The following is a 15,774-nucleotide window of genomic DNA, read 5'->3' as shown; positions in this document are numbered from 1 at the left end:
CTAACGCACTAATGTCAGCTTAAGAGGGTTGATAACCGGTATCTTCGTCGGTAGGAGACTCAGCAGCTTGGCGAGCGATGTCGTCACAAATTTCATTCTCTCGGTGACCGGCATGACCTTTCACCCATTTCCATTCAACGTCATGACGCTGACTTTCTGCATCGAGAGCCTGCCAAAGGTCGGCGTTTTTAACGGGCTTTTTATTGGATGTTTTCCAATCTCGTTTTTTCCAACCATGGATCCATTGGGTGATGCCTTGGCGTACGTATTGACTATCAGTGGTCAATACCACTTTGCACGGCTCTTTAAGAAGTTTTAGCCCTTCTACTGCCGCCATCATTTCCATACGGTTGTTGGTGGTCATTGTGAAGCCTTTAGAAATTAGCTTCTCGTGTTCTTTGTAGCGCATAACGATGCCATAGCCACCGGGACCGGGGTTACCTAAGCACGAGCCATCGGTGAAAATCTCAACTTGTTTATTCATGATTTGATATGATTGCCTAATAACAGCCTTACCTTTAGTCTGACACAGTTTTAATTTTATGAATACTAGTAACAATTCGCGCCGCATCGTGGTGCTCGATACAGAAACAACCGGTATGAACCGCGAAGGCGGTCCTACTTATCTTGGGCATCGAATCATTGAGATTGGTGCGGTTGAGATAGTAAACCGTAAATTAACAGGTCGTCACTTTCACGTTTATATTAAACCTGATCGTGAGATTCAGCCTGATGCGATTGCAGTCCACGGTATTACTGATGAGTTTTTGCTCGATAAACCCGAATATAAAGACGTTCATCAAGAGTTTCTTGAGTTTATTGATGGCGCTGAGCTAGTCGCACACAACGCGCCCTTCGATGTCGGCTTTATGGACTATGAATTTAGCAAAATAGGCGCCTCAGTCGGTAAAACCCAAGACTACTGTAAAATTACCGATACCCTGGCAATGGCAAAACGCTTGCCCAATATGCCTGCGCGTAAAAACTTAGACTCATTGGCCAAACACTTTACTATCGATATTTCCGCTCGTGTGCTCCACGGCGCATTACTCGATGCTGAGATATTGGCTGATGTGTACCTGTTTATGACCGGTGGTCAAACGGCGATTCAGTTTGGTGGTGGAAATTCTGAAGGGGCGGCAGGATCAACGATTCAGCGGGTCGCAGAGGGGCGTGCACCTTTACGAATTATCCAAGCCAGTGAAGAAGAGTTAGTCGCTCATGCCGAGCGTCTTGGTTTAATTTCAGATGAGTTGAGTTGGTAAGGTTATCAAAAACGCTGTACTGATTAAGACTTAATAGCCCTGAATCTTCAGGGCTATTTTCATTGTGAACGAATGTTTACCGGCGGTTAATGAGCGCTACACAGTGCTTGCTCTTGTTTTACTTTGGCAGGTAAATGCTCAGGATCAAAATCATCCACATTAATGCTTTTCAGTCTGTGTAGTTCTGCCTCTTGTAATATTTCAGCTTCTTCTTGATTAATGATATTGGCCTCCAAACCCAGTTCTGCAACCTTATCTAACTGAGTAAATGCTCGACGTTGCCCTAGCTGTTGACAGACTTTGTCAAAAATAGGCTCAGCTTGCAGCACCACGGTTAATGCTAATTCTAGTTGCCCATGGACACAGTATTTAGACGGCTCAAAGTATTGGTTTCGTCCAAGCCTTGTGCGAGTCGCACTTGGAGTTTGTAGGATCTTCGCCAGTTGACTATCAAGTTTATCCGAGGGCGCTTTACGTACGCGTCCTATCGGCATCAATAATACTCGCAGTTTTAATCCAACCCATTTTACAGGGAAGTTCAGCAAAAAGTCGTACATCGCCGATTCAATTTTAAATAGGCTATCTTGTGCGCTCCAATGCACTAAAGCGAGATCCTCTTTTGGACTGCCGTCGAGTTCAAAGCGTTTTAACATAGCGGAACATAGGTAGAGCTGCCCTAACATATCCGCTAAACGTGCCGATAGACGCTCTTTGCGTTTTAATGACCCCCCAAGGAATGCCATTGATATGTCAGATAAAAAGGCAAGGTTGGCGCTATAGCGGTTGAGCTGTTGATAGTACCGCTTAGTTGCGTCTTTTGTTGGCGCATCCGAGCCGATACCATCGGTTATTCCGAACACTAAACTGCGTGACAGATTACTCATAGCAAAACCAATGTGCCCAAACAGCGCTTTATCAAATTGTGCGAGTGCATCAGGCGCTTCTGAATGGGCAATTTCCATCTCTTTTAATACATAAGGGTGACAGCGGATGGCCCCTTGACCATAAATCATCAACGAGCGGGTTAATATATTGGCCCCTTCAACGGTCACTGAGATAGGTGATCCCTGATAGGCGCGACCTAAGAAGTTTGAAGGCCCTAACATGACTCCTTTACCACCTGCGATATCCATGGCATCGATGGCGGCTTTTTGCCCAAGATTAGTACAGTGGAATTTGACAATGGCAGAGATCACCGAAGGCTTAGCACCGTTGTCGATCGCTCCCATAGTGAGTAGGTTGGCGCCTTCCAGTAAGTAAGCACTGCCGGCAATACGCGCCAGTGGCTCTTCGATACCTTCCATGCGACCAATAGGTTGTTTAAATTGACGACGAATACGCGCATAAGCACCGATGGCTAGGGCGTTGGTTTTGATGCCCCCTGTGTTGGTTGAAGGTAGAGTAATTGCGCGTCCAACGGATAAGCACTCCACTAGCATTTTCCAACCTTGTCCTGCCATTTTGTGTCCACCAATGATGAAATCGAGAGGGACAAATAAATTGTTGGCTTGAGTTGGGCCATTTTGAAAAGGGATATTTAAAGGGAAGTGTCTACGACCAATTTTCACCCCCTCTAGTTGGGTAGGGATCAGCGCACAGGTGATGCCGAGATCTTCCTTATCACCGAGTAAGCCTTCTGGATCTCTGAGTTTAAAAGCAAGTCCAAGTACGGTGGCAACAGGGGCGAGGGTGATATAGCGTTTATTCCATGTGAGACGCATGCCCAGTACGTCTTTTCCTTGCCACTTGCCTTTACACACAACACCATAATCGGGAATGGCTCCGGCATCTGAACCGGCTTCTGGGCTGGTTAATGCAAAACAAGGGATCTCTTGCCCGTTTGCCAATCGGGGAAGGTAATGATCACGCTGCTCTTCTGTACCGTACATTTGTAGCAGTTCGCCCGGTCCTAGAGAATTTGGTACACCTACCGTTGAAGCAACGACAATCGAGCATCCTGCTAATCGTTGTAAAACAAGCGCTTGAGCATAAGCTGAGAACTCCAAACCGCCATATTGTTTCTTTATGATCATGGCGAAGAATTTGTTGTCCTTTAGAAACTGCCACACTTCTGGCGGCATATCGGCGCGCTCATGGGTAATGTCGTAATCATTAATCATGGCGCAAAGCTCATTGACGGGACCATCAAGAAAGGCTTTTTCTTCAGCGCTCAGTTCAGATTTAGGGATATCCTTTAAAAACTGCCAATTGGGTTTACCTTGAAATAATTCAGCCTCCCACCACGTTGTTCCGGCATCCAGCGCTTCTTTTTCGGTCTGAGACATTGGGGGAAGCACGCTTTTAAATGCCTTGAGTACCTTTTTGGTTACGGTGTTTTGTCGCCACTGGTCAAACACCATGAAGGCGGTAATAGTGAGTAGGAAAAACCAAGCAACAAAGGAAACCCCAAGCACCAATGAGCACACGAGCAATGCAAAAGTGTTCGCCACAAAGCTGATAAACAAAGACTTTCGTTGATAGAGGCAAGCGCCTGAAACCACTACTAAAGTGAGCAGAGCAAAAAATATTTCCATGTAAAAGGTCTCTCCGTTGATCATATTCACAACCCAAATCTAAGCTTAGAAACACAACAAACAAAGGTAAGAGGTCGAACCAGTTATCTAAGTATTACAAATGTTAAGATTTTGTAAAGAGTGAGGGTGCTTGTTTTGTGAAATGAGTCGTCAGTGGGGGAGGAGTAGGAAAGGTGGTGCAATAGTAGACAATGAAACAATTGAGTGCGAAATCTGACAACATGGCTCTCGACACTGCTAAACTTTTCTTGTTACATTCGAGGCTACGCCAACAGCATATAAATTTAGGAGAGATCGGCTATGTACCAAGACCTTATCAAGAGTGAGCTATCTGAAGCTGCTACTGTCTTGCAGGCATTTTTATCCGATGACAATAACATTGCACAGATAGAATTAGCGGCTAAAACGATTGCTGACTCATTTAAGCAAGGCGGTAAAGTATTATCTTGTGGTAATGGTGGTTCTCATTGTGATGCTATGCACTTTGCTGAAGAATTGACAGGTCGTTACCGTGAGAACAGACCTGGCTATCCTGGTATTGCGATTTCAGATCCAAGTCACCTATCATGCGTGAGTAACGATTTTGGCTATGACTTTGTATTTTCTCGTTATGTAGAAGCGGTTGGTCAACAAGGTGACGTGCTGTTTGGTCTGTCTACTTCGGGTAATTCTGGCAACATTTTAAAAGCCATTGAAGCGGCCAAAGAAAAAGGCATGAAAACGATCGCCTTAACCGGTAAAGATGGTGGTAAAATGGCCGGTGTGGCGGATGTTGAAGTGCGCGTACCACACTTTGGGTATGCGGATCGCATTCAAGAAATCCACATTAAAATCATCCATATCATTATTCAATTAATCGAAAAAGAAATGGAAGCTTAATCTAGAAACAACGAAAACCTTAGTAGGAGATTTGTATGTGTGAACTGCTTGGCATGAGCGCTAATGTGCCAACAGATATCTGTTTTAGCTTTACCGGCCTGATTCAACGTGGGGGTAATACTGGCCCGCACAGAGACGGCTGGGGGATCACCTTTTATGAAGGAAAAGGGTTTCGTACCTTTAAAGATCCTAATCCAAGCTGCGATTCAAAAATTGCAGAGTTGGTACAAAGCTATCCTATCAAGAGTTGTGCCGTTGTTAGTCATATTAGGCAAGCGAATCGCGGTGGGGTCAATTTAGAAAATACCCACCCGTTTACTCGTGAGTTATGGGGACGTTACTGGACCTTTGCTCATAATGGCCAATTAACAGGCTATCAAGCGCTACCTGTATCTCGTCACCGCTCAGTGGGAGAAACAGACAGCGAAAAAGCGTTTTGTTGGATATTAGATAATCTAGAAGCTCGTTACCCTGAGCCACCTCAAGATATGAAAGAGGTGTTTCAATTTTTGGTAGAGAAGTGTGATGAACTAAGAGAGATGGGCGTATTTAATATGCTGCTTTCAGACGGTGAGTATGTACTGGCCTACTGTACAAACCACCTTTATTACATCACGCGTAGAGCCCCTTTTGGTAAGGCAAGTTTAATTGACGAAGATGTCACTATTAACTTCCAAGAGGAAACCACACCAAATGATGTGGTGTCTATTATCGCTACCCAACCGCTGACTCAAGATGAAGTATGGCACAGGCTTAAGCCGGGTGAGTTTACCTTATTTCAGTTTGGTGAAGTGATTGATGGTAACGCAAGCGCTTTAGCCGATGTCGCCTATGCAGAAGCAAAGCCACGTTGCCAAGCGCCTACAGAAGCACTTTAACAATAGGGGATATTGGTTACTTTTCGTCGAGTCGCCAATAACCCTATTAACAGTAACCCGCATCCCCCGATGCTCCCGCCACTTCTTTTCGAATTGCTGTTTGAATCCACACTAACGGGTTCACTGGTCGGCACTTTCTCTACAACTTGCTCTGATTCAACTTGATGTCCTACGGTTTCCACAACACCAGTCTGTCTATTCTTTTCGCCAACACGCAGATGAACGGTAATGTCTGGGTCAATTTGGTTGTTCAAAACATCAGTAATCCAAAAATCGTAGTCGGCCACTTCGGTAAATACTGAGGTTAAATTACGCAGCGGCGTGCCACATATTGTCGGTCCGAAACTGGTAATACCCACCAAAATATTACGTCCATTGTGGGTCCAATATAAAGGGCCACCTGAGTCACCATTGCAGGTAGAATTCTTTAATTGAGTTTGTGGGTTATATTCCCCATCAAAGCAAAGATGTGACGATGTAATGCCTTCCCCAAACTCTTGGCGACAGGTTTCATTGTCTACTAAAGTCAACGCGACCTTTTGCAGAACATGGTTGTGGGTGCTTTCGTCGTTGGTTGTGCCGTGTCCAACCGCAATAAATTGAGCATTGGCGTCATGGCGATATGATTCATCGATTGCCCAGTCAACTGACTCACCAATTTGTCTTGGGGCATCCAGCTCCAATATAGCGATATCATTTGGCATTCTTGCATCTAGGTCGTCGTTATAATCCGTTCGATAGTAAATATTACTAATACGTCGGCTAAAGCCCGCCACTGTAGGGTGATTGATTATTTCGTCTTGCGGCAAAAAGACAACCGAGGTATACAGCTGCGCTAAATGATTATCGTAAATACAATGGGCCGCAGTGAGTACATACTTGGGCGCGATCAGTGTGCCGCCACAATAGGAATAGTAACGATTGTCTGATCCATAACCAGAAGGGTTATAATACAGGCTAACAAAAGAAGGGTATTTCGTCACACTGGCATCAATGCCATTGATAATATAAGGACTGTTTTGGCTCTCAGGCGAAGGCGCCGCGTGTGCTCCTGCGGTGAACAAGACAAAAACAACCATCAGCCATAGTGCACGCATATTAATCTCAGTCAGTAGAAATAAGCAATATTATGCGGATAAAACGATGTGTGCCATATGCAACATGGACGAATAATGCGGAATATTTTTTATCTGAGATCGTTCTCTAAAAACGGAATTCGATGAAAATCAAAGTGATGGGATATGTGGGTGTTCAGTTATTCCGCTTGCCAAACCACGCGGCCTGCAATGATATCTTGGATCACTTTAGGGTAAAGCGTATGTTCTGCTTTTTGTACTTTTGCTAATAACGACTGAGGACAATCGTGCGCATCAATCGATACCTTAGATTGCTCTATAATAGGGCCACTGTCTAGCTCAGGGGTGACAAAGTGTACGCTACTGCCGTGTTCAGAGTCTCCGGCTTCTATCGCACGCTGGTGGGTGTGTAAGCCAGGGTATTTAGGGAGCAGAGAAGGGTGGATGTTGACCATTTTACCTAGGTAATGATTCACAAAACCGTCGGTAAGGATACGCATGTAACCTGCTAGCACTATGATATCGGGCTGATAGTCATCAATAATGCTCATCACTGCTTGATCAAAAGATTCTCGGTCAGAGAAGTCGGTATGCGATTTTACATGGGTAGGGATATTGGCTTGCTGTGCTCGCTGTAAACCAAATGCATCAGCGCGGTTACTGATAACCGCACTGACTTGACCGTCAATGTCGCCTTTAATACAGGCATCAATGATAGCCTGTAAATTACTTCCATTCCCTGAAATTAAGACGACAATGTTAGTCATTATTATTTGATCTCTACTTGCTCTTCTTCGCCATTTGCTTGTGCAATTTGACCAATAACCCAAGCGTTTTCACCTTCTTCTTTAAGAAGTTCAACAGCTTGCTCAGCTTGATCTTGAGGCAAAGCAACGATTAGGCCAACACCACAGTTAAATGTACGATACATTTCGCGAGTGTCAACGTTGCCGTTTTCTTGTAGCCAGTTGAAGATAGTTGGCCAGTTCCAGCTGTTACCATCGATAACCGCTTTAGTGCCTTCAGGTAAAACGCGTGGGATGTTTTCCCAGAAACCGCCACCAGTAATGTGAGAAATCGCATGGATATCGTGCTTCTCAATCATTTTAAGTGCTGATTTGATGTAGATTTTTGTTGGTTCTAGTAGGTGTTCGCCTAGAGGTTTTCCTTCTAGATCTTGGTTTAGATCCGCTTGAGAAACTTCAAGGATTTTACGAACAAGTGAGTAGCCATTTGAGTGCGGGCCACTTGAACCTACTGCGATAAGTGCATCACCAGCAGCGACTTTAGTACCATCAATGATGTCTTCTTTTTCAACAACACCTACACAGAAACCAGCAACATCGTAATCGTCACCTTCATACATGCCTGGCATTTCTGCTGTTTCGCCGCCGATCAGTGAACAACCTGATTGCACACAACCTTCAGCGATACCTGCAACAACATCAGCCGCAGTGTCTATGTCAAGCTTCCCTGTTGCATAGTAATCTAAGAAAAATAGAGGTTCAGCACCTTGAACAATAAGGTCGTTGACACACATAGCCACTAAATCAACACCGATGGTGTCGTGTTTTTTCATGTCTAGTGCAAGACGCAGTTTAGTACCAACGCCGTCTGTACCCGAAACCAGTACCGGTTGCTTATATTTGGTTGGCAATTCGCATAATGCACCAAAGCCACCAATGCCACCCATGACCTCTGGACGACGTGTGCGCTTTACAGCACCTTTAATTTTGTCAACCAGTGCGTTGCCAGCGTCAATGTCTACACCAGCATCTTTGTAGCTAAGAGAAGCCTTGTTACTACTCACGGGAAATTCCTCGTTTAGATAAAGTTAGGGAAGAAAAATCGGCGCTATTCTAACAAGGGATAATCGACAATAGCAAACGTTTGCGCGGTTATTTATGCTTGTTGTTGATTTCAGCGCTTTATATGAGAGAAAAATAACCACAAAATCCCCGGCAAATGCCGTTAAATTGGCAAATGTGTCGATTGCACATCGAATTCAGAATTAATTGTTCACTAAGACTTATGTCACTCGTAACTTGGGATGGTTTGGGTATATAATTCGAAGGTTTATTAGAATCCGATTGGAGAAAGTTATGAGAGTTGTTGAGGTTAAGCACCCACTGGTAAAGCATAAACTTGGTTTGATGCGTGAAGGCAATATCAGCACTAAACGTTTTAGAGAGTTAGCGACAGAAGTGGGTAGCCTACTGACTTACGAAGCAACTGCTGATTTGGAAACTGAGCGTGTGACCATCGAAGGTTGGGACGGCTCAGTTGAAATTGACCAAATTAAAGGTAAAAAAGTGACAGTAGTCCCTATTCTACGTGCCGGTCTTGGCATGATGGATGGTGTATTAGAGCACATGCCTAGCGCTAAGATTAGTGTTGTAGGTATCTACCGTGACGAAGAAACATTAGAACCTGTACCGTATTTTAATAAGTTGGCATCATGCATCGATCAACGTATCGCTGTAGTGGTTGATCCTATGCTTGCTACTGGCGGGTCTATGATCGCAACCATTGATCTATTGAAAGAAAAAGGCTGTAAAGTTATTAAAGCACTGGTTTTGGTTGCCGCTCCTGAAGGTATCGAAGCGCTTGAAAAAGCACACCCAGATATCGAACTATTCACCGCTGCTATCGACGAATGCTTGAATGACAAAGGCTACATCGTTCCAGGTCTTGGTGATGCGGGCGATAAGATCTTCGGTACTAAATAACGTTCAATAAAACTATGCAGTAGAGCACGTTTGAATGGGCTCTACTTGTTGGTTTTCCTATCTTCGCTTATTATTTCCTAACTACTTAATACTACTGAGTTATTTATGCGACTATTAGCTTGTTTGCTAGCCACATTAACCTCCTTTTCTGCGCTTGCGGTCACCAAAGTGAACGTGTTTGATACCGATGCTGTTGTTGTTGAGCAACAAGAAGGGGCCAAATACAGCGGTGAAGAATTAGCACGCCGTGAAGGTATGAGAGAGGTGATTGTACGAGCAACGGGTGATTCAGCTTCTTTAGATAACCCTGTTGTACAAAAGGCCATTACTCAAAGCAGTCGCTTTTTGTCGACGATTAAGACATCTCAAAAAGATGATCAACCTATTTTAAAGATGTCTTTTAACTCTAAACAGATTCAATCTTTATTGGCTCAGGCAAATTTACCGTATTGGCCGGAAGAGCGTGCTCGCCTATTGGTGTGGATTGTTGAAGACAACGGATACGATAGAACCATCAGTTGGGAGCAGTCCGATAGAACGTCTGTCGCTAATTTACGATATGTCGCGGGCCAAAAAGGGCTACCTATTATTGTACCTGTTGGGGATATAGATGACGTTACTAGCATCAAACCTACAGAGCTATGGGGTGGTTTTACTAAGCAGATAGCCAGCAGCAGTCATCGCTATAACGTTGATGCTGTGGTGGTGGCTCGTATTAGCCGTAAGGGCAATCAACAACGCTTACGCTGGGCATTGTATGACGATAAGCCTCAGTTTATCGCGGACAGCGCATTAACGCCTGTTTCTGGCGAAGCCTCGGGTACGAACAAGCAAGTAACGGAAGCCTTAGTGGCTGATTTAGGTCGTTATTACGCCAATAAAAGCTCAAGTAAACGCAGTGCTGAAGTGGCCTCATCCATTGATGTCACCTTCTCCGGTGTTGAAGATGCGTTTTCCTTTTTTAGCATTGAACGAATGCTAGAAGGGTTATCAAGTGTTGCTTCGGTGGAACTGAGCCAAGTTGAAGGTGACGATGTTGATTTTCGTATTAACCTAATTACAGACAAAGCTGACTTTGAGCGCCAATTACTAAGAAGTAATAAAGTGCATAAATTGGCTAAGCCAGTGGTAGCATCTCCTGAGCCAGCTACCTCGACTCGCGTCGAGAGTAGCAATGAAGCAGGGACCGTGTCGCCATCAGGTGAGGAATTGTCCGGCAATGTGCCATCAGCCGATAAGGAATCACTACCAGCGCCTGTGCAACAGCCTACAGCGCAAGAAGCGCTGACGGAAGAGGTGCCACAACATCAGACTCTGGATTATGAATGGCAATCTTAGCTTAGGGCGCAATCTCTTAGTGTGTTGAGCCTAAACTAGACGAAATAGTGAACTAAAAAAGCCCCTGAATGGTAGCATTCAGGGGCTTTTTATTGGTTATTCGCTTAAGCGGCTAAGTGTCTAAGAGCCTGAGCCTAAGAGCCAAAACGTTGCTCTTCTTCGTGCTTATATTCCGATAATTTTTTCAGTTTTAAACCTAACTCTCTGCCACGTAATCGGCTATAGAGTGTATTGCTGATAAAGGTGATACTGGTAATAAGAAGCTCAATGATAGCCAAGGCTCTTTCACCCTCATCTACATACACTAACGTCAGCGAGTGTAGAAAGTAGAGCAATAGAATAAAGTTGGCCCAAGCAAAGGTGTAAGGTTTTTGCGCCAGCAGCCCTTTTATTGGAAACAATAAAGGCACAGACCACGCTATGGTGAGAAACCAAGGATTAATTTCTGCTGCGGGTGAAATGACGCTGTGCCAAAGTAGTACCCAAGCTAGCAATGCAAAATGGCCTATCTGAGCCGTTCGTAGCCATAGCTTGGTTGTTGGAGCCATGTCTATGGCATGAGAATTGGGCATTATAGGATCTCTAAGACCTGCTCTGGTGGACGGCCGTGTTTTGCTTTGCCATTGGCAACAACAATAGGGCGCTCAATCAGTTTACGATGTTCTAGCATGGCACTAAATAGTGCTTCGTCAGTGACAGAAGCATCACCTAGGTTCAATTCTTTGTAGATGGCTTCTTTGGTTCGCATCATTTGACGTACTTCAGTAAGACCTAGTTGTGCGTAAAGAGTACGTAGTGAGTCCAAAGTCAGCTCAGCATCTAAATAAAGAACGACTTCTGGTGCGATACCTTTTTCTTCTAATAGGGCTAATGTCTCACGGCTTTTTGAGCAGCGAGGGTTATGCAAAATAACAACAGACATGAAATTTCCTTTTTAGTTTTGGAGCGCCATAAACTGGTCGCGTTGTTGTAAAAGCTGATCGATACGTGCATCAAAGCGCGCTTGTTGCAAGCTGCCTAATTCAGACAATTGTGCGGCTTGGGTAAAGCTTTGAATGGCACGATTCCAGTTCGCGCTAAGAGCGTACAGTTCACCACGAGCGGCCACTTCGTTTGCCGAGTCCCCTAAATTAGCGTGTGCTTTACTCAATAGGTGCCAGCCGTTGCTGTCATCTGGATTACTGTGCGTGTATCGCTGTAGCAGCCGAACGGCTTCTTTATTTTTATCTTGTTCAATCAAAACATTGGCTAGATTGATCTCTAGCGTTGGATTACGAGGTTTTGTTTTTAATGCATCTTCCAACAGTTGCTGTGCTTTCTGTGGTGTTTTCTTAGCAATATTTAGGTCGGAAAGCGCGTCTAAAACAAAGTTGTTGTTCGGCAACTCTTTTTGCAATTGAACAAGTAGAGCTTCGGCTTTGTCGAGTTTTTTAGTGTCCAAATAAACCAGCGCCTTGCCGTATCGATAGGCCGCTTTTATCTTGGCTGGGGCTGACTTCTCTTTGCGTTTTAGCCAATCTAGTGCGCCATCGCTGTTGATACCGACATAGCGTGCCACAATGCGCGCCTTTGCCATATGAAACTCAAGTACAGGAACTACCGGTTTTGATGGGTAGGCGTCTGCGCGTGCACGGGTGTCTGTGATTCGGTCTTCAGGCAATGGGTGAGTCAGCAACATAGGAGGCGGTTTGCTGGCATAGCGGTACTGATCGGCTAAGCGGCCAAAGAAATGAGGCATAGCATGTGGATCATAGCCTGTTTTTATTAGGGTGCTCATGCCCACTCGGTCTGCTTCTTTTTCATTGCTGCGCGTATAGTTAATCGCACTTTGTATTGAGCCTGCTTGCGTGGCGGTAATCGCGGCAATACCCGCTTCAGGAGCAGCAATGGTTAATAAAATAGAAGCGGCCAAAGCGGCTATCGTGACGGGCGTTTTGCGAGCTTGATCTTCCATGCGCCTTGCTAAGTGGCGCTGGGTAACGTGGGCAATTTCGTGGGCAACCACAGAGGCTAATTCGCCTTCGGTATTCGCGTGCAAAAATAACCCAGTGTGTAACGCAACATGCCCACCAAAAAAGGCAAAGGCGTTGATATTTCGGTCACGAATCAAAAAGAAGGTAAAGGGCGTTTTAACGTCCGATGCATTGGCTACCAGTCGATAGCCTAGACTGGAAACATATTCACTTAAAACAGGATCACTGACGATAGGTTGGCTGGCTCTAAGAATACGCATATAGGCATCACCGTAGTGACGCTCTTGATCTATGGTCAAAGTGGCGCCAGCCGTTGTACCAATATCGGGTAAGTCTGTTGAGTTAGCAAAGCTTTGGGCACCAAAGCACAAGGATGCACTTAATAGCGTCGCTAATATCGAGGCTTTGCGTTTTAAATTCGTGGCAGTCATTGTTTAAGTAACGTGAGATCCGAGTTCCATTTAAAAGAGGGCTATCTAATGGTAAGACCCTACAGAGTCTATTTGGTTTCTTGAAAAGAGCAAAATGACAATTGTTAACAACTTAGTCACTAGGTTAACACGGGATAATGGTGGTTTTGAACTAAAAAAGATTTACAATAGGCGTATTTAGAATAAATAGAACACGTTCAAATATGTCAGTCGAAATCATTGATCTTACTGAAGAACGATGTCCGATGACTTTACTGTTGGCCAAGCGCGCAAGTAGGGTATTACACATTTCTCAAAGCCTTACATTTTTAGTGGCAGATTTAATTTCTGTAAACGACATGAAGGCCTATTTTTTACGTCAGGGTATGCTTGTGGATGTTAAGCAATACGCTGAGATTTATCACGTAACCATAATTAAAGAGTAACTATTACAATGCTAGACATGATGAAGCAATGGTATAAACGCAGATTCTCTGATCCTCACGCCGTTAGCTTAGTGACCATCATTCTATTTGGCTTTATTACTATTTATTTCTTTGGTCACCTCATTGCACCGTTATTGGTTGCTATTGTACTGGCGTATCTTTTAGAGTGGCCCGTCGTCCAACTGGTGCGTGTAGGCGTCCCAAGAACCCTAGCGGTGATCATCGTATTATTGCTGTTTGTGGGGTTAGTGTTATTTGCCTTTATTGGCATTGTTCCGACCATTTGGCAACAAATTGGCAATTTCTTTAATGATGTGCCGAATATGTATCGCCAGCTACAAGATTTTATTGACTCAATCCCTGACCGTTTCCCTGAGTTTGCAACCGTGACTAACGCTGAGTTCATGTTTGCCGATATGAAGAATAAATTAGGTGGTTTGGGTGAAAGTGCCGTGAAAGGCTCATTGGCGTCACTGGTGAGTTTAGCCACGCTTGGTGTGTATCTTATTTTGGTTCCTTTGCTGATCTTTTTCCTTCTTAAAGATAAGAACGAAATGCTAAGAATGTTAGGGGGTATCCTGCCTAAAAATAGGAATTTGGCCTATCAGGTTTGGCATGAAATGAACGGTCAAATTTCTAATTATATTCGCGGTAAAGTGATGGAGATTTTGATCGTCGGTAGCGCCAGCTACATTACCTTTGCGATATTAGATTTGCGTTACTCTGTATTGCTGGCGGTTGCCGTGGGGCTGTCGGTGTTGATTCCGTATATTGGTGCGGCAGCGGTGACTATTCCTGTCGCCATTGTCGGTTTGTTCCAGTGGGGGCTTGCACCGCAGTTCTATTACCTATTGATTGCCTATGGCATCATTCAAGCACTCGACGGTAATGTATTGGTGCCAGTCCTGTTCTCTGAAGCGGTGAACTTGCATCCGGTTGCCATCATTATTGCTGTATTGGTTTTCGGCGGGCTATGGGGATTCTGGGGAATATTTTTTGCCATCCCGCTCGCGACATTGGTCAAAGCGGTGGTGAATGCGTTTAATCATCCCGATTTGGATACCACGCAAGAGCTGCAAAGCCCCGAACAGTAAAGCGTTATTGTTTCCCATGAAATATAAAAAGCCAGTCTTGTATATACAGGACTGGCTTTTACTTTTAGGGACGCAGAATGTGATTATGCTTGATTTAAATAATCCAATACCACTTCATGGTGAGTTTTGGTTTTAAACTTATTGAATACGTGTTCGATAACGCCTTCTTCATTGATCAAAAAGCTGATGCGATGTAGTCCGTCATACACTTTCCCCATGAATTTTTTCTCTCCCCATACGCCAAAAGCTTCTGCCGCAGAGTGATCTTCATCGGATAAAAGTGTGAAGTTAAGGCTATCGCGCTCAATGAATTTACCTAGGCGTTTAACAGGATCAATACTGGCGCCTAGCACGATCACATTGTGCGCTTCTAGTTCCGCTTTAATATCACGTAACCCTTGTGCTTGAACGGTGCAGCCAGGGGTCATGGCTTTTGGGTAAAAGTAAAACAGTACTTTTTGACCTTTTAGCTCTTTTAGAGAGACAGAATTGCCGTCCTGATCAAGTAGAGAGACATCAGGAGCGGGTGTGCCTGCTGTTAATGTTTGCATTGAAAATCCTTAAACATTATCCATTGTTGATGAAATTAAGCGTGCCTTGCACATTAAGTGATTCACAAAATGAGGCAAACTCTTCTTGTAATTGCATTAAATTATACTCGCCCGATATTGATGCGCTTAATGCAATTTGAAATTTATCGTGCTGTTCCACATTAAGCGTTTTCGCACTTAACGCATTGATACCAATCTCTTTACTGGCGAAGAAGTAGGTAACTTGTTCTGTCAGACCAATTTTATCGTCGGCTTGAATGTGCGCTTCAATCGTAAACTGCTGAGCTAATTCGGTGTGCGTGGAGGTGCGTTTTACCATGGTCAGCAAATCATGCTCTGCGCCAAGTTGAGGCAAGGAGTGCTCAACGCGGGTGACTTGAGATGCTGTGCCGGAAATGAGCATGATTAACGTGAAATCGTTGCCAAGTAGTGCAATACGACTATCGATGATATTGCAGCCAAGATCGGAAATAAGATGGATGATTTTGTTGCCAATACCCGGGCGATCTGTACCAACGGCAGTGATAATTAAATGCTGCGCCATAATAGTCTCCTTTGACTGACGAATTTTTACAGTCTACACGTAATCATTTGTTTTCGT

Annotated in this window: 17 protein-coding genes; 7 read left to right on the top strand and 10 right to left on the bottom strand. The window is 44.4% G+C overall.

Going from position 1 to position 15,774, the window contains the following annotated elements:
• Positions 1 to 19: 19 nt before the first annotated feature.
• Complete coding sequence (gene rnhA, locus VEZ01S_RS00475) at positions 20 to 484, bottom strand: ribonuclease HI (RefSeq protein WP_021712041.1); 465 nt, start codon at positions 482 to 484, stop codon at positions 20 to 22.
• Between the two features lie 58 nt (positions 485 to 542).
• Here rnhA and dnaQ point away from each other — a divergent pair, with 58 nt between their 5' ends.
• Positions 543 to 1,265, top strand: coding sequence for a DNA polymerase III subunit epsilon (dnaQ, locus tag VEZ01S_RS00470; RefSeq protein ID WP_021712040.1), 723 nt, complete (start codon positions 543 to 545; stop codon positions 1,263 to 1,265).
• 86 nt (positions 1,266 to 1,351) lie between these two features.
• Here the strand turns inward: dnaQ and fadE are convergent, their stop codons facing one another.
• Complete coding sequence (fadE, locus tag VEZ01S_RS00465; protein ID WP_021712039.1) at positions 1,352 to 3,799, bottom strand: acyl-CoA dehydrogenase FadE; 2,448 nt, start codon at positions 3,797 to 3,799, stop codon at positions 1,352 to 1,354.
• Positions 3,800 to 4,099: 300 nt separating this feature from the next.
• On the opposite strand from fadE, the gene lpcA reads away from it, so the two are divergent.
• Positions 4,100 to 4,678, top strand: coding sequence for a D-sedoheptulose 7-phosphate isomerase (gene lpcA, locus VEZ01S_RS00460; protein ID WP_021712038.1), 579 nt, complete (start codon positions 4,100 to 4,102; stop codon positions 4,676 to 4,678).
• Positions 4,679 to 4,713: 35 nt separating this feature from the next.
• On the top strand, positions 4,714 to 5,556 hold the full coding sequence (locus VEZ01S_RS00455) for a class II glutamine amidotransferase (protein ID WP_021712037.1): 843 nt from the start codon (positions 4,714 to 4,716) through the stop codon (positions 5,554 to 5,556).
• On the opposite strand, the gene VEZ01S_RS00450 is transcribed toward VEZ01S_RS00455, so the two are convergent.
• The 3 genes from VEZ01S_RS00450 to purM all read right to left on the bottom strand — a co-directional run bounded on the left by VEZ01S_RS00450 (position 5,553) and on the right by purM (position 8,442).
• Positions 5,553 to 6,653: a S1 family peptidase gene (locus tag VEZ01S_RS00450; protein ID WP_021712036.1), complete on the bottom strand. Its 1,101-nt coding sequence runs from the start codon at positions 6,651 to 6,653 to the stop codon at positions 5,553 to 5,555. The two genes, VEZ01S_RS00455 and VEZ01S_RS00450, sit on opposite strands and share 4 nt — an antisense overlap.
• 158 nt (positions 6,654 to 6,811) lie before the next feature.
• A complete protein-coding gene (gene purN, locus VEZ01S_RS00445) occupies positions 6,812 to 7,399 on the bottom strand; it encodes a phosphoribosylglycinamide formyltransferase (protein WP_021712035.1) in 588 nt (195 codons plus the stop codon).
• Positions 7,400 to 7,401: 2 nt separating this feature from the next.
• Positions 7,402 to 8,442 (bottom strand): phosphoribosylformylglycinamidine cyclo-ligase, encoded by a 1,041-nt coding sequence (gene purM, locus VEZ01S_RS00440; protein ID WP_021712034.1) that lies wholly within the window; start codon positions 8,440 to 8,442, stop codon positions 7,402 to 7,404.
• 292 nt (positions 8,443 to 8,734) lie between these two features.
• On the opposite strand from purM, the gene upp reads away from it, so the two are divergent.
• The gene (upp, locus tag VEZ01S_RS00435; RefSeq protein ID WP_021712033.1) at positions 8,735 to 9,361 is read left to right on the top strand and encodes a uracil phosphoribosyltransferase; all 627 of its coding nucleotides are present in this window, start codon (positions 8,735 to 8,737) and stop codon (positions 9,359 to 9,361) included.
• Between the two features lie 105 nt (positions 9,362 to 9,466).
• Positions 9,467 to 10,699 carry a DUF2066 domain-containing protein gene (locus VEZ01S_RS00430; RefSeq protein ID WP_021712032.1) on the top strand — a complete coding sequence of 411 codons (1,233 nt, stop codon included), beginning with the start codon at positions 9,467 to 9,469 and terminating at the stop codon, positions 10,697 to 10,699.
• Positions 10,700 to 10,833: 134 nt separating this feature from the next.
• Here VEZ01S_RS00430 and VEZ01S_RS00425 read toward each other — a convergent pair whose 3' ends face one another.
• From VEZ01S_RS00425 to bepA, 3 genes are read right to left on the bottom strand one after another with little or no spacing between them, the layout of a single operon-like run.
• Positions 10,834 to 11,271: a DUF2069 domain-containing protein gene (locus VEZ01S_RS00425; protein WP_021712031.1), complete on the bottom strand. Its 438-nt coding sequence runs from the start codon at positions 11,269 to 11,271 to the stop codon at positions 10,834 to 10,836.
• Positions 11,271 to 11,621, bottom strand: coding sequence for an arsenate reductase (glutaredoxin) (gene arsC / locus VEZ01S_RS00420; protein WP_021712030.1), 351 nt, complete (start codon positions 11,619 to 11,621; stop codon positions 11,271 to 11,273). The genes VEZ01S_RS00425 and arsC overlap by 1 nt, the downstream gene beginning before the upstream one ends.
• Before the next feature lie 12 nt (positions 11,622 to 11,633).
• Positions 11,634 to 13,103: a beta-barrel assembly-enhancing protease gene (bepA, locus tag VEZ01S_RS00415; protein ID WP_021712029.1), complete on the bottom strand. Its 1,470-nt coding sequence runs from the start codon at positions 13,101 to 13,103 to the stop codon at positions 11,634 to 11,636.
• Positions 13,104 to 13,306: 203 nt separating this feature from the next.
• Here bepA and VEZ01S_RS00410 point away from each other — a divergent pair, with 203 nt between their 5' ends.
• Positions 13,307 to 13,528, top strand: coding sequence for a sulfurtransferase TusA family protein (locus tag VEZ01S_RS00410; protein ID WP_021712028.1), 222 nt, complete (start codon positions 13,307 to 13,309; stop codon positions 13,526 to 13,528).
• Between the two features lie 8 nt (positions 13,529 to 13,536).
• Positions 13,537 to 14,622 carry an AI-2E family transporter gene (locus tag VEZ01S_RS00405; protein WP_021712027.1) on the top strand — a complete coding sequence of 362 codons (1,086 nt, stop codon included), beginning with the start codon at positions 13,537 to 13,539 and terminating at the stop codon, positions 14,620 to 14,622.
• Between the two features lie 83 nt (positions 14,623 to 14,705).
• Here the strand turns inward: VEZ01S_RS00405 and bcp are convergent, their stop codons facing one another.
• Both bcp and VEZ01S_RS00395 read right to left on the bottom strand, forming a co-directional pair.
• On the bottom strand, positions 14,706 to 15,173 hold the full coding sequence (gene bcp / locus VEZ01S_RS00400) for a thioredoxin-dependent thiol peroxidase (RefSeq protein ID WP_021712026.1): 468 nt from the start codon (positions 15,171 to 15,173) through the stop codon (positions 14,706 to 14,708).
• Between the two features lie 16 nt (positions 15,174 to 15,189).
• Entirely contained in the window at positions 15,190 to 15,717 is a 528-nt protein-coding gene (locus tag VEZ01S_RS00395; protein ID WP_021712025.1) for a glycine cleavage system transcriptional repressor, read from the bottom strand.
• Positions 15,718 to 15,774 lie beyond the last annotated feature (57 nt).

The sequence above is a fragment of the Vibrio ezurae NBRC 102218 genome, assembly GCF_000467185.1.
In the GTDB taxonomy this organism is placed as follows: Bacteria; Pseudomonadota; Gammaproteobacteria; order Enterobacterales; family Vibrionaceae; genus Vibrio; species Vibrio ezurae.
The sequence above is the reverse complement of the archived record's forward strand: the minus strand, read 5'-3'. Positions and strand labels throughout refer to the sequence as shown.